The 19573-nt window shown below is 62.5% G+C and carries 19 protein-coding genes; 13 read left to right on the top strand and 6 right to left on the bottom strand.

Annotated elements, in window-relative coordinates:
* Nucleotides 1-17: 17 nt before the first annotated feature.
* The 7 genes from FXB38_RS34720 (at nucleotide 18) to FXB38_RS34690 (ending at nucleotide 8114) form a co-directional block, all read left to right on the top strand.
* Nucleotides 18-1457, top strand: a complete 1440-nt coding sequence (locus FXB38_RS34720; protein ID WP_246230370.1) for an extracellular solute-binding protein — start codon at nucleotides 18-20, stop codon at nucleotides 1455-1457.
* An 85-nt stretch (nucleotides 1458-1542) separates the two neighbouring features.
* Nucleotides 1543-2634 (top strand): ABC transporter ATP-binding protein, encoded by a 1092-nt coding sequence (locus tag FXB38_RS34715; protein ID WP_148755447.1) that lies wholly within the window; start codon nucleotides 1543-1545, stop codon nucleotides 2632-2634.
* Nucleotides 2635-2982: 348 nt separating this feature from the next.
* Nucleotides 2983-3933, top strand: a complete 951-nt coding sequence (locus tag FXB38_RS34710; protein ID WP_148755446.1) for a PDR/VanB family oxidoreductase — start codon at nucleotides 2983-2985, stop codon at nucleotides 3931-3933.
* Between the two features lie 17 nt (nucleotides 3934-3950).
* A complete protein-coding gene (locus tag FXB38_RS34705; RefSeq protein WP_187435347.1) occupies nucleotides 3951-5291 on the top strand; it encodes an aromatic ring-hydroxylating dioxygenase subunit alpha in 1341 nt (446 codons plus the stop codon).
* Nucleotides 5288-5764, top strand: coding sequence for an aromatic-ring-hydroxylating dioxygenase subunit beta (locus FXB38_RS34700; RefSeq protein WP_148755444.1), 477 nt, complete (start codon nucleotides 5288-5290; stop codon nucleotides 5762-5764). Before FXB38_RS34705 ends, FXB38_RS34700 begins: the two co-directional genes overlap by 4 nt.
* 8 nt (nucleotides 5765-5772) lie before the next feature.
* Entirely contained in the window at nucleotides 5773-7383 is a 1611-nt protein-coding gene (locus FXB38_RS34695; protein ID WP_187435346.1) for an ATP-dependent acyl-CoA ligase, read from the top strand.
* 2 nt (nucleotides 7384-7385) lie between these two features.
* Nucleotides 7386-8114 carry an SDR family NAD(P)-dependent oxidoreductase gene (locus FXB38_RS34690; RefSeq protein ID WP_148755443.1) on the top strand — a complete coding sequence of 243 codons (729 nt, stop codon included), beginning with the start codon at nucleotides 7386-7388 and terminating at the stop codon, nucleotides 8112-8114.
* Nucleotides 8115-8118: 4 nt separating this feature from the next.
* Here the strand turns inward: FXB38_RS34690 and FXB38_RS34685 are convergent, their stop codons facing one another.
* Genes FXB38_RS34685 through FXB38_RS34670 form a run of 4 tightly spaced genes read right to left on the bottom strand, consistent with a single transcriptional unit; the run spans nucleotide 8119 to nucleotide 12804 of the window.
* A complete protein-coding gene (locus FXB38_RS34685) occupies nucleotides 8119-8601 on the bottom strand; it encodes a MarR family winged helix-turn-helix transcriptional regulator (protein WP_148755442.1) in 483 nt (160 codons plus the stop codon).
* Entirely contained in the window at nucleotides 8601-9092 is a 492-nt protein-coding gene (locus FXB38_RS34680) for a MarR family winged helix-turn-helix transcriptional regulator (protein ID WP_148755441.1), read from the bottom strand. Before FXB38_RS34680 ends, FXB38_RS34685 begins: the two co-directional genes overlap by 1 nt.
* A complete protein-coding gene (locus tag FXB38_RS34675) occupies nucleotides 9089-10648 on the bottom strand; it encodes an indolepyruvate oxidoreductase subunit beta family protein (protein WP_148755440.1) in 1560 nt (519 codons plus the stop codon). Before FXB38_RS34675 ends, FXB38_RS34680 begins: the two co-directional genes overlap by 4 nt.
* A complete protein-coding gene (locus FXB38_RS34670) occupies nucleotides 10645-12804 on the bottom strand; it encodes a thiamine pyrophosphate-dependent enzyme (RefSeq protein WP_148755439.1) in 2160 nt (719 codons plus the stop codon). The genes FXB38_RS34675 and FXB38_RS34670 overlap by 4 nt, the downstream gene beginning before the upstream one ends.
* A 127-nt stretch (nucleotides 12805-12931) precedes the next feature.
* Here FXB38_RS34670 and FXB38_RS34665 point away from each other — a divergent pair, with 127 nt between their 5' ends.
* From FXB38_RS34665 to FXB38_RS34640, 5 genes are all read left to right on the top strand, one after another.
* Nucleotides 12932-13945 carry a carbon-nitrogen hydrolase family protein gene (locus FXB38_RS34665; protein ID WP_148755438.1) on the top strand — a complete coding sequence of 338 codons (1014 nt, stop codon included), beginning with the start codon at nucleotides 12932-12934 and terminating at the stop codon, nucleotides 13943-13945.
* 190 nt (nucleotides 13946-14135) lie between these two features.
* On the top strand, nucleotides 14136-15242 hold the full coding sequence (locus FXB38_RS34655) for a cupin domain-containing protein (protein ID WP_148755436.1): 1107 nt from the start codon (nucleotides 14136-14138) through the stop codon (nucleotides 15240-15242).
* A gap of 45 nt (nucleotides 15243-15287) precedes the next feature.
* A complete protein-coding gene (locus FXB38_RS34650) occupies nucleotides 15288-16196 on the top strand; it encodes a fumarylacetoacetate hydrolase family protein (RefSeq protein WP_148755435.1) in 909 nt (302 codons plus the stop codon).
* A complete protein-coding gene (locus FXB38_RS34645; protein WP_148755434.1) occupies nucleotides 16196-16633 on the top strand; it encodes an acyl-CoA thioesterase in 438 nt (145 codons plus the stop codon). The genes FXB38_RS34650 and FXB38_RS34645 overlap by 1 nt, the downstream gene beginning before the upstream one ends.
* Before the next feature lie 98 nt (nucleotides 16634-16731).
* Nucleotides 16732-17337 (top strand): hypothetical protein, encoded by a 606-nt coding sequence (locus tag FXB38_RS34640; RefSeq protein ID WP_246230359.1) that lies wholly within the window; start codon nucleotides 16732-16734, stop codon nucleotides 17335-17337.
* 264 nt (nucleotides 17338-17601) lie between these two features.
* Here the strand turns inward: FXB38_RS34640 and FXB38_RS34635 are convergent, their stop codons facing one another.
* A complete protein-coding gene (locus FXB38_RS34635; protein ID WP_148755432.1) occupies nucleotides 17602-17883 on the bottom strand; it encodes a hypothetical protein in 282 nt (93 codons plus the stop codon).
* 237 nt (nucleotides 17884-18120) lie between these two features.
* On the opposite strand from FXB38_RS34635, the gene FXB38_RS34630 reads away from it, so the two are divergent.
* On the top strand, nucleotides 18121-18309 hold the full coding sequence (locus FXB38_RS34630) for a hypothetical protein (RefSeq protein ID WP_148755431.1): 189 nt from the start codon (nucleotides 18121-18123) through the stop codon (nucleotides 18307-18309).
* A gap of 807 nt (nucleotides 18310-19116) precedes the next feature.
* On the opposite strand, the gene FXB38_RS34625 is transcribed toward FXB38_RS34630, so the two are convergent.
* Nucleotides 19117-19305 carry a hypothetical protein gene (locus FXB38_RS34625; protein WP_148755430.1) on the bottom strand — a complete coding sequence of 63 codons (189 nt, stop codon included), beginning with the start codon at nucleotides 19303-19305 and terminating at the stop codon, nucleotides 19117-19119.
* Between the last annotated feature and the right edge of the window lie 268 nt (nucleotides 19306-19573).

The following is a 19573-nucleotide window of genomic DNA, read 5'->3' as shown; positions in this document are numbered from 1 at the left end:
TGCGACGGACATTTCTGATGCTGACCACCTCGCTCGCGATGGCTTGCACCGTGAGCCAGGCGAACGCTGCCTGTAGCCCGGATTACTCCGGCGTCACCTTGACGGTGGCGTCGCAGACCGGACCGTATATCGCCTCCGCGCTCAAGCTCGGCGCGGATGAATGGACCAAGAAGACCTGCGGCAAAGTCAATGTCGTCGAGTTTCCATGGTCGGAGCTCTACCCGAAGATCGTTACATCGCTTACCGGGTCGGACGCGACGTTCGATCTGGTCAGCTTTGCGCCGGCCTGGCTGCCGGACTTTGTCTCCTTTCTCAGCGAGATGCCGAAGGAGATGCAGTCCGGCAAGGATTGGGACGATGTCGAGCCGGCCTATCGCGAGCGCCTGATGGTGTGGGAAGGCAAGATCTATTCGCAGTCGATGGACGGCGACGTCCACACCTACACCTATCGCACCGACCTGTTCAGCGATCCCAAGGAGAAGGACGCCTTCAAGGCCAAGTACGGCTATGATCTGGCACCGCCAAAGACCTGGAAGCAATATCTCGACATCGCGGAGTTCTTCCAGCGCCCGGACAAGGGGCTCTGGGGCACAGCTGAAGCCTTCCGTCGCGGCGGCCAGCAGTTCTGGTTCTTCTTCAGCCACGCGGCGGCCTATACCAACAACCCGAACTATCCGGGCGCGATGTTCTTCGATCCCGAAACGATGGATGCCCAGATCAACAATCCTGGCTGGGTGAAGGGACTCGAGGAATACATCCGGGCTTCAAAGCTTGGCCCGCCCAATGCGCTGAACTTCTCGTTCGGCGAGGTCAATGCCGCCGTGGCCGGTGGCCAGGTGGCCGAGTCGATCGGCTGGGGTGATACCGGCGTGATCGCCGCCGATCCCAAGCAATCGAAGATTTCGGGCAAGGTCGGTTCGGCGATCCTGCCGGGATCGGATGAGATCTGGAATGCCAAGACCAAGAAGTGGGACAAGTTCGCAAGCGTGTTGCCGACGCCATTCATGGCGTTCGGTGGATGGCAGATCGCGGTACCGAAGGTCGGCAAGAACCAGCAGGCAGCGTGGGACTTCGTCAAGACGCTGACGAGCCCCGAAGTGTCGGGGCAGGCGGCGATCACCGGCGGCACCGGGGTCAATCCTTACCGCAAATCGCACACGGCCAATCTGCAATTGTGGAGCAAGAACTTCTCGCCGGAAGAGGCCAAGGAATACCTTGGCGCGCAAGCGGATTCGATCAATGCCAAGAATGTCGCGCTCGACATGCGTCTGCCCGGCTATTTCTCCTACACCGAGGTCGTCGAGATCGAGCTCGGCAAGGCGCTGGCCGGCCAGACCACGCCGCAGGCCGCGCTGGACGCGGTCGCGAAGGAATGGAATCGCCTGACCGATGAGTTCGGCCGCGCGAAGCAACTGGCGGCCTATCGCGCCGCGATGGGTCTTCCACCCAAGAACTAGCTTCCCGCGGAGACTGCCCCGGATGATGCGTAAGCATCATCCGGGCTTTGTTGGCCGTCGATATAAGGGACGGAAAAAGGAATCCATGGCGCACGTCGAGATCGAAAACGTCAGCAAGGCATATGGGCCCTACAAGATCATCGAGGGGCTCGATCTGAACGTAGCCGACGAGGAATTCGTCGTGCTTGTCGGCCCGTCCGGCTGCGGCAAGACCACGACGTTACGCATGATTGCAGGGCTGGAGGCGGTCACCAGCGGAAACATCCGCATCGGCAGCCGCGACGTGACGCAGTTGCGCCCAGGCTTGCGCAATTGTGCGATGGTGTTCCAGAACTATGCCCTCTATCCACATATGACGGTCGAGGAGAACATCGGCTACGGCATGAAGGTGCGGGGCGACTCACGCGCCAGCATCGCGAAAGCAGTCCAGGACGTGGCACGGGTTCTCGAGCTCGAGCAATATCTGGACCGCCGGCCCAAGCAGCTCTCCGGCGGACAGCGTCAGCGCGTGGCGATCGGCCGTGCCATCGTGCGCAGCCCGGACGTGTTTCTGTTCGACGAGCCATTGTCAAACCTCGACGCCAAGCTCCGCATCGAGATGCGGACCGAGATCAAGGCACTGCACCGCCGTCTCGCCAAGACGATCGTCTATGTCACGCACGACCAGGTCGAGGCGATGACCATGGCGGATCGCGTCGTGGTGATGAATCGCGGCCGGATCGAGCAGGCGGCCGACCCGATCACGATCTACGAGAAGCCCAGCAATCTCTTCGTCGCGGGATTCATGGGCGCACCCAGTATGAATTTTATCCATGGCGAGATTGCCGCTCGCGACGGCGCGCTGGTCTTCAGCGAGGCGTCGGGTACGGTGCTGAAATTGCCGAAGTCCCGCGAGGCGGCCTATGCCGGGAGCGTCGGCAAGCCGGTTGTGCTCGGCGTGCGGCCCGACCATGTGCTGCGGCAAGATGCGCCGATGGGCTCATCGATCCGCTTGATGGTGAAAGACGTGGAGCCGCTCGGGCCGCATACGCTCGTGATCGGAACCGTAGGCGCATTTCCGTTCACGGCTCAGATGCCGGTCGGTGTCGCTGCGGCGCCGGATCGCTTCATAGACGTTGCTCTTGATCTGGAGCGAACGCACCTTTTCGACAAGGTTTCAGGGAAGGCCATTTCCTAGCCCGCGGTTTTCGCGGGCGTTGCGGGTCAGGCTCCCGGTCGACACCACCGATCCTGACAGCGTCTATCCGACCAATGTGGTGCGTCGAAAAGATCTGGTTTCGATGCGCATGGTGCACAGCTGTCGTGGGCTGATCAGGGGTGCCGCAAGCAACTACTGAACCAGGAAAAGGAATCCGACCAGGGATTTCGGACTGATGGGCTCCAGGCTTTTCAATCGCTTAGGGGCAACGTGCGCAGGAACGGGTGCACCGGACTGCAATCCGGACCTGCACCCGTACTGACGATTGACAGGCAATTATTACATGTCTAAAAATATGCAAATACATATAATTTGTGAGATGCCTGAATGGACGCGCATCCGCTTAAGCTCAAGGTGAGATCGTATGCCGCGGAGACGCCGTTCATACGGAGCCTTGTGTTTGACGTGGAGGACGGCGTCGTGCCGCGATGGCAGGCGGGCGCACATATCCGCGTGGCGCTCCCGAATGGAGGAGACCGGCCGTACTCGTTGATGGCTTTGCCCGGCCGCCCCGAGGGTACGCTGGCGCTCGGGGTGCTGCGCGAGGAGGCTTCGAGCGGCGGTTCGCAATTCATGCATGCGCTGAAGATCGGCGATGTCGTGCAGGCGAGTGCGCCGGTCAACAATTTTCGTCTGCATGAGAACGCGGCGCCCGCGCTGCTGTTTGCCGGCGGCATCGGTGTCACGCCGATCCTGTCGATGGCGGCGGAGCTAACCGCCCGCGCAACTCCGTTTCGCCTGCACTATTCGGGACGCACGCAAGGACTGTTGGCATTCCTGCCGCATCTCCAGGAGATTTGCGCCAAGAGTCTGTCCATTCACTACGATGGTGACGAGTCCCGTCTGGACATCGCAATCGCGCTCGGCGATGCAGCCGCAAGCTCCCACATCTACGTCTGCGGTCCGGCGGGCATGATCGAAGCGGTGAGAGCGGCTGCGCTTGCCGCGAGCATTCCGGCCGACCGCATCCACTACGAGCTCTTCAAGGCGGAGCAGCCGTTCTCGCCAGACAGGCCGTTCGAGGTCGAGCTCAAATCGTCGGGGCAGGTCGTCAGCGTCGCGGCCGGTCAGACCATCATCCAGGCGCTGCAGGCGGCGGGTCTCGACGTGCTCTACGACTGCCAGCGCGGCGATTGCGGCATCTGCCAGTGCGGCGTGATTGCAGGCGTGCCCGACCATCGCGACGTCATCCTCAGCGATGACGAGAAGGCCTCCAACAAGGTCATGCAGATCTGCGTGTCACGCGCGAAATCGAAACGTCTGGTGCTGGATCTATGAGGGAGGCGAGGGACGCAATGGCGAAATACGGACGGAATGCCCACGCGGTTGCGGCGCTGGTGCGCGACGCCGAGGTGCACCGCGACGTCTATGTCGACCCCGAGGTCTTCGAGCTCGAGATGGAGCACCTGTTCCCGAACAGCTGGGTCTATGTCGGGCATGCGAGCCAGCTTGCAAAGCCCGGCGATTTCATCACCGCCAATATCGGCCGGCAGCCGGTGCTGGCGAGCCGCCACAGCGACGGCTCCATCCACGTCTTCTACAACCGCTGTCCGCACAAGGGCGTGAAGATCGCGTCCGAGCCCTGCGGCAACACCGGTAAGTTCTTCCGTTGCCCCTATCACGCCTGGTCTTTCAAGACCGATGGGTCGCTGCTCGCGATCCCGCTCAAGAAGGGCTACGAGGGCACCGGCTTTGGCGACACCCAGGCAAATGGGGGGCTGTCGAAAGTCAGGAACGTCGTGATCTATCGCGATTTCATCTTCGCGCGACTGAGCGACAACGGCGTGTCCTTCGAGGACTATTTCGGCGAGAGCCTTTCGACCATCGACAACATGGTCGACCGCTCCCCGGAGGGCAAGCTCGCCGTCGTGGCCACGCCGATCCGCTACATGCATACCTGCAATTGGAAGATGCTGGTCGAGAACCAGACCGACACCTGCCATCCGATGGTCGCGCATGAGAGCTCGGCCGGCACCGCGGTCAAGGTCTGGAAGCGCGAGCAAGGCTGCTCCACGGAAACGCCGATGGCGGTCCAGCTCTACGGTCCCTTCATGAGCCCGTACGAGTTCTACGAGCAGAGCGGCATCAGGATCTGGCCGAACGGCCATGGCCACACCGGCGTCGCCAACTCCATCCATTCGAACTATTCGGATATCCCGGGCTATCTCGACCAGATGGTCGCGGCTCACGGTGAGACGCGGGTGCACGAAATTCTCGGCGAGGTCAGGCACAACACCGTGTATTTTCCCAACATCATGGTGAAGGGAGCCGTCCAGATCCTGCGCAACTTCATCCCGATCGCGGTCGACAGGACGTTGGTCGAGAGCTGGGTCTATCGTCTGGTCGGCGCGCCCGACAAGCTCTACGAGCGCGCGCTGATGTACAACCGTTTCATCAATGCGCCGACCTCGATCGTCGGCCACGACGATCTGGAGATGTACGAGCGGGCGCAGGAAGGCCTGAAGTCCAACGGCAATCAATGGGTCAATCTACGGCGGCTCTACGAGAGCAATGAAGAGCAGAACGTCACCGCCGTCATCAACGGCACCTCCGAGCGCCAGATGCGGAACCAGTTTCATGCCTGGGCCAAGTTCATGACCATGGACATGGACAAGCACATCGAGGCCGCCGAATGATCACCGAGAAGACGATCGCCGACCTGATCTACCGGGAGGCCGAATTTCTCGACACGATGCAATGGCAGGCGTGGCTCGATCTGTTTCACCCCGAGGGGCGTTACTGGATGCCGCTGGAATGGCAGCAGCAGGATCCGGTGCTCCAGCCGTCGCTGATGTACGAGGACCTGCTGCTGCTCAAGGTGCGGGTCGAGCGTCTCGCCGGCGAGAGGACCTTCAGCCAGAAGCCGAAGAGCCGCTGCCACCATCTGCTCCAGGCGCCGCGCATCGTGACGTGCGACCCGGCTGCGGGCGTATTCAAGGCGCGGACGTCCTACATCTACACCGAGACCCGCGGCGACATGCTGGAGCGCTATTCGGGATGGGCGTCGCACGAATTCGTAGAGGTCGGTGACGCCCTGAAGATCAAGCTCAAGCGCGTCGATCTCGTCAATTTTGATGCGCCGTTCGGAAACATCCAGCTCTTCATGTGAGTAATGCCTTGACCGCTACAGTCTACGCCCGCTTCCGTGAAACCGCACTGCGCCGAGGCGAGGCGGGCTTCCTCAACGTGTTGCCGGAGACGGCCGGCATCTACGGCATCGCGGCAGGTGAGATCTCCTATCGCGCCATGCTCGATCGGGTCGAGCACTGGCGGTCGGCATTTGCGAGCCGAGGCTATGGCGATGGCCACCGGGTCGGGTTGCTGCTCCAAAACAGGCCTGTTTTCATCGAGCTGTGGTTTGCGCTGAACGCGCTCGGCGTCTCCGTGGTGCCGATCAATCCGGATCTGCGGCTGAGCGAGCTCGAATACATCGTCGCGCATTCCGAGATGAATGCGGCGTTCGTCCTCGCCGAGCGGCGCGGCGAGGTCGAGACCGCGGCGCATCAGGCGGGTCGACCGATCCCGGTGGTGACGGATCAGGACGAGGTTCCCGTCCCCTTCGGTGGGGCGCGACCTTCGACCGTGGGAGGCGAGGCGAGCGAATGCGCGCTGCTCTATACGTCGGGGACAACAGGACAGCCCAAGGGCTGCGTGCTCACCAACACCTATTTCCTGCATTCCGGCAACTGGTATCGCGATGTCGGTGGGCTGATTGACCTCAAGGCAGACGGCGAGCGCATGATCACGCCGCTGCCGCTGTTTCACATGAACGCGATGGCGGTGTCGCTGATGGCGATGCTGTCGGTCGGCGGCACCCTGACCATGCTCGATCGCTTCCACCCGCGCACCTGGTGGGCTTCCGTCCGCGACAGCCGCGCCACCTGCCTGCATTATCTCGGGGTGATGCCCTCGATGCTGATGAGTGCGCCGCCTTCGGAGCAGGACCGCGCACACACCGTGCGCTTCGGCTTCGGCGCCGGCGTCGACAAGCTTCTGCATGCGCCATTCGAGCAGCGCTTCGGCTTTCCGCTGCTCGAGGCCTGGGCGATGACGGAGACCGGAAGCGGTGGCGTCATCGCCGCCAATGTCGAGCCGCGCAAGATCGGCACCAGTTGCTTCGGCCGCCCGGCGCCCGAAATCGACGTTCGTATCGTCGACGACAGCGGCAACGATGCGCCGGTGGGAATGCCGGGCGAGCTGCTGGTGCGGCGGGGCGGTGCGGATCCGCGCTACGGCTTCTTCCGCGGGTACCTGAAGAACCCGGAAGCGACCGCCGAGGCGTGGGACGGCGGCTGGTTGCACACTGGCGATATCGTATCGCGCGATGCGGACGGCGATCTCCATTTCGTCGATCGCAAGAAGAACGTGATCCGGCGATCCGGCGAGAACATTGCCGCAGTCGAGGTCGAGTCCGTCCTCAACCGCCATCCCGCGATCCGGCAGGCCGCGGTTGCGGCCACGCCCGATCAGGTGCGCGGCGACGAAGTTGCAGCGGTCATCATCACCGAGCAGGCCGGCGCTGATCGTGCGGTCGCCGAAGAGATCGTGCGCTGGAGCCTGGTGCAGATGGCCTATTACAAGGCGCCGGGCTGGATCTGCTTCGTCGACAGCCTGCCGCTGACCGCAACCGAGAAGATCCAGCGCGCCGGGCTGAAGGATGTTGTCGCAAGGCTAATGCGCGATGGCGCCTTCTTCGATCTGCGCGACCTCAAGAAGCGGCAGGTTTGACCATGAGCGAGACCCGCACGACACTCATCACCGGCGGCAATTCGGGGATCGGCGAGGCGCTGGCGAAAAAGCTCCTCGAGCGCGGGCAGCGCGTGGTCTCGGTCGGGCTGGAGAAGCCAACCTGGACGCATGATCTGCTCGCGGCCTATTGCGCTGATCTCTCCTCCATCGAGGCGACACGCGAGATCGCGCAAGAAATCTGCCGGGATCACGCCGTCGATCGCCTCGTGCACAACGCCGGCGTGATCCTGCCGAACCTGCTGCCCGATGCCAAGCCGGAAGACATTCTGATGCTGGCGCAGCTGCACCTGGGCGCACCGATGCTGCTGACCCAGGCCGCGCTGGAGGGGATGCGTGCGCGCCGCTTCGGACGCATCGTATTCGTCAGCTCGCGTGCTGCGATGGGCGCGGCGACGCGCTCGGCCTATTCTGCGACCAAGGCCGGCGTGCATGGCATGGCGCGGACCTGGGCGCTGGAGCTTGCCGCGAGCGGCATCACCGTGAATGTCGTCGCACCGGGGCCGATCCTGACCGACAATTTCTGGGGCATCGTCCCCAAGGGCTCCGAGCAGCAGGAGCGGATGGCGCGCAATGTCCCGGTCGGGCGGCTCGGTTCGCGCGAGGATGTCGCGCACGCGATCGAGTTCTTCCTCGACGACCGCTCCGATTTCGTCACCGGCCAGGTGCTCTATGTCTGCGGCGGCACCAGCCTTGTCGGCCTCGGTCCATAGTTCTTCAGATCTGGTTCTGGCGGATATTCTCGACCATCTTGGCCAGCACCCGCGCACAGACCTCGATGTCATCAGGCTCGATGCCTTCGATCAGCTTGTCGTAATTGTTCGCCATGATCGGCCAGATCTTGCGCAGCAGCGCTTCGCCGTCCGGCGTCAGTCCCACGACGCGGCGGCGCTGGTCTTCCTCGGCGATCTCGCGCTTGACGAGGCCCGACGACACCATGGACTCGACCATGCGGCTCGCGGTCGACTGCTCGGTCACCGCGAGAACGGCGACCTCGTTGACGGTGAGGGTCTTGTAGATGAACAGGACCGACAGCGTCCGGAACACGACATTGTTGACGCCGTGCTCGCTCAGGTCGCGGTTCTGATCGAGGTTCCAGCGATTGGCGAGCCGGTTGAACAGATACGGGATGTAGGTTTGCAGCTGGTCCCTTGTCCTGGGCGGACCCGACTTCCATCTGCTCTTGGATTCTCTGGCCATTATCTCTTGCGACTTTGCTTCTTGGTCTCGGTATGAAGTTTTGAAGAAAGCGATTTCAGCACGGACAGCGCGCCGTCCAGCTCCCGGGCCGAAACGTTCTCGAACCGTTTGCCGAGATGCTTCTTGTGGACGTCGGCGGCCTTCCTGAACAGCGCTTCGCCTTTCGGCGTCAGGCGCACGATGAAGGACCGCCGGTCCTCGCTCGACATTTCCCTGCTGATGAGGCCGTCGGCGAGCAGACGCTGCACCAGCCCCGAGACATTGCCGCCGGTGACTTTCAGGTTCTGCGACAATTGCCCGAGCGCGAGGCCGTCCCTGTAACGATCGAGCTGGGCCAGCACGTCGAATTTTGCGAGCGACAAGCCGAACTCGGAGTTCAGCATCGCACTCAGCGACGCGAACAGTTCGCCATGCAGCGACAGCAATTGCAGCCACAGCCGGGTTTCAATCTGCCCGGGGACGGGAACAATGTTCTCTTTGAGTGCTGTCATGCAAAAGTCTTGATGGTCTGGATCACGCCATCGAGCTCCTTGCCGGCGCTGTCCTTCAGCGCGGCCTCCCGCAGGCGGCGCGCCCAATCGGCGGCATCGTCGCGTCGCTCGACCAGCTTGATGGCCGCGAGCGTCCGGTCGAATTTCGACAGGCCTCTGGCGTGGGTATCGGAATAGCCTTTCACGAGGCGTCGGCATTGCAGGATCTCGACGCCGAGCTGGTAATTGGTGCCGACCGCGTCGGTTGCGGCCTTGAGCCATCCGTCCCGGTGCGCCGTCTCGATGGCGTGACGCAGCGAGCGGCGGCGCAGGCCGCGCAGTCCGCCCACGACATAGAGCGCCAGGAACCAGGGCAGCGAGTAGGTTCGCACCCGGCGTCCCCGGTTGACGCGGCGATCGAGCCAGCCGAGCAGGCGCGGCTTGGTGCCAAGCCAGCGACTGAGGCCCGCGGGCAGCATGCCCATGACCTCCTCCATGCGGGGATGCATGAACTCGGTGGTCTGGAGCACTTGGCCCTGCGACATCTCGAGCTCGCTCTCGATGCGCGCGCGGCGACCGGCGCGAGTCTTGAGGTCGGCGACGCGGATGACATCGTCATAGCTCATGGCGTTGGCCAGGTATTTTGCCGCGGCCTGCGTGAAGGCATAAGCGTGCGCGCCACCGCCGGCGTTTCGGTCGGCCGCGTGCAACGTTCTGAGGATGTCGAGATATTCGCCGCCATAGGCGACGTCCTGGAAGTCGACCACCTTCCGCAAGCCCGCGCGTGCCATGGCGAGCACTGGTTCGGGCAGCTCCTGATTCAATCTCGCGACGAGGCCGGCGAGATCCGGATCGCGCGTTGCGGGAGAGGGGACGGCCTGTCTGGCTTGCGCCGGCGCGGCAACGTCGGCGGCGCCGGTCTTGACCTGGTCAAAGGCGGCCTCAAAAGTCTCGATGCTGGCCTTCGCGCCTTTCCCACCTGCGCGGATCACGTCGAGATAGCTGTCGCGGCTGAACGGCAGCACACCGGCCGCCGCGAGCGCGCCGAACATCGCGGCCGAAATGACGCTGCCATGCGCGATCGCCAGCGCGTTCAAGTCGAAGATGATCTCGGTCTTGGCGGCAACCCCGATGGCACCGGTGACGGCACCGCCATCGGCAATGCCGTTGCCCGGCGCGATCTTCTCGCCGATCGCAAACGACCGGTGGTTGGAGGCGATCAGCGTGGTGCGATCCGGCGTCACGAGGCCGCGCAGGATGGATCGGCCGGCCTCCATGAACTCCGCGGCCATCACCACGTCGACGTCGCCGGGTGTCGGCATCAGCGACAGGATCGGCTTGCGGCCATCGAGCGGCGGCATCGTCTCGATGTAGTAGATCGTAGCGCCGGTGCGCTGGGCGACACCGGGCACCGAGGTCGATTGCGCGACCCAGCCGTGGTTCTCGGCGAGCTGAACGATCCAGTCGGTCAGCACGCCGCCGCCCTGGCCGCCCATCGCGACGATCGCGAGCGAGATCGGCCGCTCGGTCGCTTCACCGGCGGCAGGCAGCGCGAGCCGGACCGTCTCGTCTCTCATGCCAGCGCCTCGAGCGCGGGACGACGCCGGTCGCGCCGCCGCTGCAGCCAGCCGATCACGGTCATGGCGACCTTCGATTTGAAGCTGTCCCAGCGCGTCGGATTATGAATGACGTCGGCACGGTAGAACGAGGGGCAGAGCACGGCGGCTTCCGCGACCTCGCCGCAATTGCCACATCCGACGCAGGAATTATCGATCGCGGCAACCGGATCGTCGCGCAGGGGATCGTCGAGCTGCTTCACCGACAGCGACGGGCAGCCCGAGAGCCGGATGCAGGCGTGATCGCCGGTGCAGACGTCCTCGTCGACGCCGAAGCGCTCCTTGACGGTGCGCAATCCGTCCTTGATCGCCTTGTTCATCTGCGGCTTCACGCGGCGCTGCTTGTTCAGCATGCATTCGGAGGAGGCGACGATGACCTTGGGACCTTCGTCCTTGGTCGTCAGCGCCTCCTTCAGCGTGTCGCGCATCTTGCCGACGTCGTAGGTGCGGTCGAGCTGGCGCACCCATTGGCCGCCGATGCCCTTCACGGCCTTGACGATGGAGTTATTGGTGTCGCGCCGCTTGTTGGTCGCGCGCGACGACAGGATGTCCTGACCGCCGGTGGCCGAGGTGTAGAAATTATCGACGATGACGAAGACGCCGTCATGCTTGTTGAACACGGCATTGCCGATGCCGCTGGTCAATCCGTTGTGCCAGAAGCCGCCGTCGCCCATCACCGCGATCGAGCGCTTGTCGGCCTTGACGTTGAAGGCCGAGGTCGAGGCCGGACCGAGGCCGAAGCCCATCGTGGTCGCGCCGATATTGAACGGCGGCAGGATCGAGAACAGATGGCAGCCGATGTCGGCCGAGACGTGGTGCTGACCAAGCTCTTCCTCGACCAGCTTCATCGCGGCGAAGATCGGCCGCTCCGGACATCCAGTGCAGAGCCCGGGCGGGCGTGCTGGCACCACCTGCTTCAGCCTCTCGACCGCGGGGTGATTGAGCACGGGAGTTGCGTCCGGCGCCGGCGGACGGTTGCCGAGCAGCCGAGGTTCGGTCTTCTCCAAAAACTCCCTGACGCCGCCGAGCAGAACCTGCGCGGTGTAGTCGCCGCCCATCGGCAGCACGTCCTTGCCATGGACGCGCGCCTGGATGTCCTTGCGCCGCAGGACCGTGTTGATGGCCTGCTCCAGATATTCCGGCTGGCCTTCCTCGACGATCAGGACGGCCTCCTTGCCGGCACAGAACTCGGCAACCTCGGTGTCGATCACGGGGTAGGTGACGTTCATGACGTAGAGCGGGACTTGCGTATTGCCATAGGCGTCCGACAGTCCGAGATATTGCAGCGCGCGGATGACATTGTTGTACATGCCGCCCTGCATGATGATGCCGACCTTGCCCTGCGTCGGCCCCATCCACTCGTTCAGTTTATTGTCGCGGACGAATCCAACCGCCGCGGGCATCCGCGTCTTGATCTTCTCCTGCTCGTGCTCATAGGCCGCCGGCGGCAGCACGATGCGGTTGACGTCGCGCCTGGGATTGTTGAGCGCGTCCTTGATGGTGTGAGCCGGCTTGCGGTTGTCCTTGCAGGCGAAGCTGCCGTGCATGTGACAGGCGCGAACACGCACCTCGAGCATGACAGGCGTGTTCGAGAACTCGGAGAGCTCAAAACCCTTTTCGATCAGATTGACGATGCACTCATGATCGGGGCGGGGATCGAGCAGCCAGATCTGCGATTTCATCGCAAACGCATGCGTGCGCTCCTGCATGATCGAGGAGCCTTCGCCATAATCCTCGCCGACGATGATCATGGTGCCGCCGGTGACGCCGCCCGAGGCGAGATTGGCGAGCGCGTCGGAGGCCACGTTGGTGCCGACGGTGGACTTCCACGCAACCGCGCCGCGCAGGGGATACATCACCGACGCCGACAGCATCGCCGCCGCGGCCGCCTCGTTGGCGGAGCTCTGGAACACGACGCCGAGATCGTCGAGCACGTCCTTGGCGTCGGCGAGCACGTCCATCAGGTGCGAGATCGGCGAACCCTGGTAGCCGCCGACATAGGCGACGCCGGATTGCAGTAGCGCCTTGGTGATGGCGAGGATGCCTTCGCCGCGAAAGGTGTCGCCGTTGCCGAGCCGGAGATCCTCGACCTCGCGAGCAAAAGACCGTTCAGCCATTGCACCCTCCAGAAATATGCGATAGCATACGTTTACATGTGAAGTAAGTCAACGCCGCGCCATGTTATCACGCTTGCGGACCTCGGCTCCGACAAGGCGGTCGTGAGCCGGCGACAGGGTAGGGCCAATGCTGAAGCTGCCGCGCTTTAGAGCTGCCGCCGTCCAGGCTTCACCTGTCTATCTCAATCCGAGCGCGACGGCCGACAAGGCGGCTTCACTGGTCCGTGAAGCCGCAGCCAATGGCGCGAAGCTCGTCGCGTTCCCCGAGGTGTTCGTTCCCGGCTATCCCTACTGGAACTGGATCACCGATCCCGTCACCGGCGGCGCATGGTTCGAGAAGCTCGCCAAGGCATCCGTGCTGGTGCCGGGGCCGGAGGTCGATGTCGTTCGCAAAGCGGCGCGCGATTGCGCCTGCTACGTCGTGCTCGGCGTCAACGAGCGCAGCCCGGTGTCGCTGGGGGCGATCTACAACACGATGGTGTTCATCGGGCCGGACGGTGCGCTGCTGGGCAAGCACCGCAAGCTGGTCCCGACCTGGGCAGAGAAGCTGACCTGGACCGGCGGTGATGGATCGAGCCTGCGCGTCTATGATACCGAGATCGGGCGTCTCGGAGGCCTTGCCTGCGGCGAGAACACCAACACGCTCGCGCGCTTTGCGCTGTTGGGTCAGGGTGAGCTCGTGCATGTCGCCAGCTACATCTCGCTTCCGGTCGCACCTCCCGACTACGACATGGCGGAGGCGATCAAGTTGCGCGCGATTGCGCATTCCTTTGAAGGCAAGATTTTTACGGTCGTCTCCTGCTCGACGGTGTCGGAGGAGATCATCACGACGATGGAAACGGTCGTCCCCGACGCGCGTGCGCGCCTGCAGCGCAAATCCAGTGCCTTCTCCGGCATCATCGGGCCGGACGGTCGCGTGGTCGGAGATGCCCTGATCGACGACGAGGGCATCGTCTATGCCGACATCGATCTCGACCGCTGCATCCAGCCGAAGCAGATGCACGACATTGTCGGGCACTATAATCGGTTCGACATTTTTGATCTGCGGATCAACCGGCGTCCGCTGGCGCCGCTGGACCTCGCAGATGGTGATGCCATCGAGCAGGCGAGCTTCTCGTCGATACCACCCAAATCGGAATGATGGGGATGGTTGTTGGGAATGGTAGCACCACAAACTCGTCATGCCCGGGCTTGTCCCGGGCATCCACGTTCTTTGTGCCGCGCGAAAGGTCGTGGATGGCCGGGACAAGCCCGGCCATGACGATGTGGAGACATTCGCGTGCAAATTCATCATGCTTGGTTGAAGCCACTTGACGGACTTGGAGGACAGGATGCGCGAGAACGTCGTCGGCCGGGCCAATGTCGAAGACACCCCCGAGCTCAAGGCCTATTACAAGGACCTCGAAAAATACGAGGCCGGCGCGCTGTGGACGGTCGCCAACAAGATCGAGCCGTGGGCGCCGCAATCGGCCTCCGTTCCCGTGCTCTGGCGCTACAACGATCTGCGCGAGCACGTGCTGCGCTCGGTCGAGCTGGTCTCGCCGGAGAAGGCGGGGCGGCGGGTGATCTATCTCAACAATCCCGGCCGCCGCGACGTCTCGGCCGCGGTCGGCTGGCTCTATTCGGGATTGCAGGTGATGCATCCCGGTGAGGTCGCGACCGCGCACGCGCATTCGGCTTCAGCGCTGCGCTTCATCATGGAAGGATCCGGTGCCTACACCATCGTCGACGGTCACAAGATGACGCTGGGGGCGCGGGATTTCGTGCTGACGCCGAACGGCACCTGGCACGAGCATGGCGTCGAAGCCAACGGCTCCGTCTGCATCTGGCAGGATGGCCTCGATATCCCCCTGGTCAACGCGCTGGAAGCCAACTTCTTCGCGGTCCATCCCAAGGTTCAGCAGGAAGAGTCCGGCTATCCCGTCGACGATATGACCAAAACCTGGGGCAATCCCGGTCTTCGCCCGGCCGGCTCGAAATGGTCGAACGGCTATTCCCCGATGTTCAAATACGAGTGGGAGCCGACCTACGAGTCCTTGCGCAAATATACGGACGCGACCGACGGCTCGCCCTATGACGGCATTCTCATGAACTACGTCAATCCGATCACCGGCGGGCACGTGATGCAGACGATCGGCGCCAGCATGCAGTTGCTGCGGCCGGGCGAACGAACGAAGTCGCACCGCCACACCGGCAGCTTTATCTATCAGGTCGCCAAGGGCCGCGGCTATTCGGTGATCGCAGGCAAGCGTTTCGAGTGGCAGGAGCGCGACATCTTCTGCGTTCCGTCCTGGGCGTGGCATGAGCACGGCAACGCCTCGGAGAGCGAGGATGCCTGCCTGTTCTGCTTCAACGATCTGCCTGTCATCGAAGGCCTCGGTTTCTACCGGGAAGAGGCCTATGGCGACAATGCCGGTCACCAGCCGGTCGCTGCCTGACGTACCTCCAGCAGAATTCAACCGAAACAGCCGGATAGAGATTCGATGCGCCTTGTTACCTACACCTTGGGCTCCAGCGGTGCCCGCCTCGGGGTCCTCGTTGATGGCTTGGTTGTGGACGTCGAACGCCTCGGTGCGTCGCATGGCCTTGCATGGCCGAGCGACATGCTGTCGTTGATCGACAACAGCGTGACGCTGCTGCCGGCGCTCAGGGAGTGCCTGGACAACGCCAATGGACGCTTGCCGCCTGGCTCTGCCGTGCCGGTCGAGGACGGGAAGCTGCAAGCGCCGATCCCGCGGCCGCGAAAGAACATTTTTGGCATCGGGCTGAACTACCGTGCGCACGTCGCAGAGTCCGCCAGGAGCCTGGATACGGAAAAGGATCTGCCGAAGCAGCCGGTCGTCTTCTCCAAGCCGCCCACCTCGGTGATCGGTCCGGGCGGCGCGATCCAGCACAACGCGAAGATGACGCAGCAGCTCGACTGGGAGGTCGAGCTCGCCGTCATCATCGGCAAGACCGCGACCCGCGTCGCGACCGGGAAGGCGATGGACCACGTCTTCGGCTATTCGGTGATGATCGACATTTCCGCGCGCGACAATCGCCGCGCCGGCCAGTGGATCTTCTCCAAGGGCATGGACACCTATGCGCCGTTCGGCCCCTGCATCGTGACGGCGGACGAGATTCCCAACCCGCATGACCTGCGGCTCTGGCTGACCAAGAACGGGATCATGAAGCAGGACTCCAATACCAAATACATGATCTTCGACATTCCGGTTCTGATATCGGACATTTCATCGGGCATGACGCTGGAGCCGGGCGACATCATCGCGACCGGAACGCCGGAAGGCGTCGGCGCCGGCATGAGCCCGCAGGAATGGCTGTGGCCGGGTGACGTGGTGGAGGCAGGGGTCGACGGCGTCGGTGTCATCAGGCACCCGGTCGTTGCGATCTGATGGCGTCGTTCTCGTTCGATCGCGAACTCAGGTTCGGAGACTGCGATCCCTCGGGCATCGCGTACTTCCCCTCCTACCTGAACATCCTCAACGGTGTCGTCGAAGACTTTTGGGCGGCAATCGGTTTTCCATGGCCGGAACTGATCATGGTCCGAAAGATCGGGACGCCGACGGTGCACCTGACCTGCGACTTCTCCCGGCCATCGATGTTCGGCGATCTCCTGACGTTCAAGTTGCAGATCGGCCGGGTCGGTGGATCGCCTCTCCATTTGGAGCACGTGGTCTCGGGCGCGACCGGCATGCGCTGGCGTGCGCGTCAGATCCTTGCCGCGACCTCGCTTGTCGATCATCATGCGATCCCGTGGCCTGATAACATTCGCGCCGCGCTCATGGCGCATGTGAGCGCGGACGAGGGGGCTGAGGTAACGCCGGCATGATCTCGCTCTTCATGACATTCTCAGATCCGGCAGGCGAACGACGGATTGGCCCTAGCGAAATTGCAGCCGTCGCGCAGCTGGTCGGATCGATCCCTGACATGACCGAGGCCTTGCTGTTCACGCCGCTCGAACAGTCGATCGACCATCCCTACAAGACCGACGGCTCCGGTCCCGTGTTTGCGTTTCAATTGCGGTTTCCCGACCTGTTCGCTTGCGAGGCGGCGATGGATCGCGGCGGCATCCTTGCCAATCTCGCGGCGGGAGCCGAACTACCGAGCCTCGCTGGCTTGGATGTCACGCACCAGGTGATGCTGACGCGCGCGTTTCCCGTCGATGTCGCCGAACATCCGGCGGGAACGACAACTCCGTGCAGTTACCTCGTCCACTATCCCGGGCCAGCCGAGGACATGAACGCCTGGAACCTGCATTATCTGGAGCACCATCCGTCGATCATGCGGACCTTCCCGAACGTCCGCCAGATCGAAATCTACACCCGCATCGATTGGGTCGACCGGCTGCCGTCGCAGCGCGTCGAGCACATGCAGCGCAACAAGCTGGTGTTCGACAGCCCGCAAGCCCTCGCGCATGCGCTCGGCTCCGACGTGATCAAGCGCATGCGCGCGGACTTCGTAAAATTCCCGCCGTTCGCGGGCGGCAACAAGCATTTTCCGATGCTGACGCGGGTGGTTCGGCCGAAGCCCTAGAGAACTGAGAGCGTAGAAAAAGGGACCGCGAGTGACAAATTCAGATTGATCGCCAAATGTCCGCTTTGGCGCCGATTTCGGACTCAAGTGGAGCGTCACGGCCCTTCCGAAACGGCCCAAACGGTCCTGACGCCACTTGGGCGGCCTCCCACGCTTTCAACACCTCGACGATATCACCGATTTCCCAAAGCCGCTCGGTCCGTTGCGGCCATGCCATTGGGTCATGGACACTATGTGGGGATGCCAACGAACCCCTGATCCAACTTACATCTCTTCCGAATTGTTGTCCTCTTTGAAGATCGTTTGCAGCAAGCGCCATAGCTCGCGGTGACCAGCAGTTTGACCGCCCTGCTTGAGGTAGTCAGCGATATCCATCGTTGATGATTGGATCTGAATCGTGCCAACAACGCTGGCATCAAAATCCGCCACCTCGCGCTCGACGTATAACTTCTTTGCGTCGGTATCGAAAATGAGTGTGCAACGATCCGCGTGGGTGACCTCAGGGCCTGTCACATGACGATATAATTCGCGCTTTAGGAGAGCCATCTTGTGCTCCTGTCAGAATCGCTGACCAATCAACCCGGCTCAATCATACCAATCTTAACGATCACGCGGCAGCGTCCTGGCCTCCTCGAACAACTTTCCCTCGCGCATAACCCATCGAGACCGCTGCATTTAGTTTCTCCAGATCGGTTTCGAGGTAGTGGTTGGCGACGATCAGCGCCTTGTCTCACGGGTTGAAATCGGCGCAATATGCACCGGGGTGGGGACAAGGAGGCCAACATGCCAGAGTCCCATGGCGATGTTGATTATACGGTCCATGTGAATCAAGGAGAGACGACCTTCCGCGCCAATACTCCTCAGGGAGAGGAGTTTCTTGGTGGTCCCGAGCTGACCTTGTCGAATGAGGAAGCGCATACCTTCATTCAGGACGCCCGAGCGAAGGGCCTAACGGTCAAGCCGTTTTTCTAATGGATCGCGCCGAGTTGAACGGCGATATCGTCCCGGCCAAGTCACCAGACTATGGGATTTGCGGATTTACACCGCGCAGGGATCGAACTCTGTAGCCACTGACAGAATGCGAGGCCAATCACCTAAACGCCCCCCAAGACCAAGGCCGAGCTTCGCGAGATGTTGACCGGGGGCTGTCCGCAAAACGCAACTTGAGCCAAAGCGCCCGGCGTAGGCCGAGAGAGATGGCAAGAAATGGCGCCTAACTCGCATCTGAGTGCAAGACCACAGTTGCCGTTCCTTGCATATCTGGCCACACGCAAAAGCCGCCAAGGTCTCCCTCGGCGGTTCGTGCCGTTGCATTTGCGTAGAGGTACTGCGTCGAGCGGTGCCCGAACGCAGCCCGTGCTCGCTCTTGTTTGGACGCACGCGACCTTCAATGAGGCGGTGGGTGCGTTGCCAATGTATCGGGCCAACGATCCCCGATCCTCTCAACATGTGACCGGCGGCGATGCTCTTCAAGCCAGCACTGCTGTCCCGTTCGATGAAATGGCAATGCAGGTTTTTCGATTGAGCGCCCTTCACCGATTAAGGTCAGCAACTGATCCACCACAACCCGGATACGCGTTTCGAAATTCGTATCGGTGATGATTTCGCCGCGCTCGACGGGCCATTGGCAGATCACCGACAAGCAGGATTGTGCGGCGAGCTCCGGACACTGCCTGCGGCAGGTACCTTCGAGGGCGAGTTCTCCGACGTCACCCGCTCCTAGAGGCGCGGGCTAAGATGGTCGAAACCGATGCTCGTCGAGTTGGATCGACTCCGCAGTTAGGTCGGCGCTTTCAATCCTGGGGAGCCAATCCATTGCTGAAGCTGGAGGGCGGTTTCGCTTATACGCGCCGCTTTCAGGAGAGCTTCGCGTTTCGCTCCGGGCGGTGCTGCCTCGGCGCGCCGGCGGGCTTCGTCCGCCAACTGGGCAAGTCGAACGGTTACGGGAATGGTTTGTTTGGTTCGCATGGGGTGGCTCCGCGTGATAGCGGGAGCACGAGCAGCTCTCAGTCACCGATAGATACCGTGATGGGCCGGTGATGGAATGACTAGGCGCTTGTTCTGCCCGAATAGATACTAAATTCCGCAGTGCAAAGTAGGCCGCAGCGAGATTCAAATTAGACCATTGAGGTCGGAAGCGTGAACCTTCAGAAGAGGCCGCCAACTGGGGCGGCCTTACTTCAACGGAATTACGGGAATTACGGTGGAATTACGGAATTACGGTGACACCCATTAG

Origin of the sequence: Bradyrhizobium cytisi, from assembly GCF_008123515.1 — a bacterium.
GTDB lineage: Bacteria > Pseudomonadota > Alphaproteobacteria > Rhizobiales > Xanthobacteraceae > Bradyrhizobium > Bradyrhizobium cytisi.
This window is presented reverse-complemented; position numbering and strand designations above follow the sequence as displayed.

Bases quoted from the DNA above. Each gene is read 5' to 3' on its own strand.
- FXB38_RS34635 (WP_148755432.1), bottom strand. From the start codon at position 17,883: ATGGCTCTCCTAAAGCGCGAATTATATCGTCATGTGACAGGCCCTGAG.
- FXB38_RS34690 (WP_148755443.1), top strand. From the start codon at position 7,386: ATGAGCGAGACCCGCACGACACTCATCACCGGCGGCAATTCGGGGATC.
- FXB38_RS34675 (WP_148755440.1), bottom strand. From the start codon at position 10,648: ATGAGAGACGAGACGGTCCGGCTCGCGCTGCCTGCCGCCGGTGAAGCG.
- FXB38_RS34710 (WP_148755446.1), top strand. From the start codon at position 2,983: ATGGACGCGCATCCGCTTAAGCTCAAGGTGAGATCGTATGCCGCGGAG.
- FXB38_RS34715 (WP_148755447.1), top strand. From the start codon at position 1,543: ATGGCGCACGTCGAGATCGAAAACGTCAGCAAGGCATATGGGCCCTAC.
- FXB38_RS34670 (WP_148755439.1), bottom strand. From the start codon at position 12,804: ATGGCTGAACGGTCTTTTGCTCGCGAGGTCGAGGATCTCCGGCTCGGC.
- FXB38_RS34685 (WP_148755442.1), bottom strand. From the start codon at position 8,601: ATGGCCAGAGAATCCAAGAGCAGATGGAAGTCGGGTCCGCCCAGGACA.
- FXB38_RS34720 (WP_246230370.1), top strand. From the start codon at position 18: ATGCTGACCACCTCGCTCGCGATGGCTTGCACCGTGAGCCAGGCGAAC.
- FXB38_RS34645 (WP_148755434.1), top strand. From the start codon at position 16,196: ATGGCGTCGTTCTCGTTCGATCGCGAACTCAGGTTCGGAGACTGCGAT.
- FXB38_RS34650 (WP_148755435.1), top strand. From the start codon at position 15,288: ATGCGCCTTGTTACCTACACCTTGGGCTCCAGCGGTGCCCGCCTCGGG.
- FXB38_RS34680 (WP_148755441.1), bottom strand. From the start codon at position 9,092: ATGACAGCACTCAAAGAGAACATTGTTCCCGTCCCCGGGCAGATTGAA.
- FXB38_RS34705 (WP_187435347.1), top strand. From the start codon at position 3,951: ATGGCGAAATACGGACGGAATGCCCACGCGGTTGCGGCGCTGGTGCGC.
- FXB38_RS34640 (WP_246230359.1), top strand. From the start codon at position 16,732: ATGACCGAGGCCTTGCTGTTCACGCCGCTCGAACAGTCGATCGACCAT.
- FXB38_RS34700 (WP_148755444.1), top strand. From the start codon at position 5,288: ATGATCACCGAGAAGACGATCGCCGACCTGATCTACCGGGAGGCCGAA.
- FXB38_RS34665 (WP_148755438.1), top strand. From the start codon at position 12,932: ATGCTGAAGCTGCCGCGCTTTAGAGCTGCCGCCGTCCAGGCTTCACCT.
- FXB38_RS34625 (WP_148755430.1), bottom strand. From the start codon at position 19,305: ATGCGAACCAAACAAACCATTCCCGTAACCGTTCGACTTGCCCAGTTG.
- FXB38_RS34630 (WP_148755431.1), top strand. From the start codon at position 18,121: ATGCCAGAGTCCCATGGCGATGTTGATTATACGGTCCATGTGAATCAA.
- FXB38_RS34655 (WP_148755436.1), top strand. From the start codon at position 14,136: ATGCGCGAGAACGTCGTCGGCCGGGCCAATGTCGAAGACACCCCCGAG.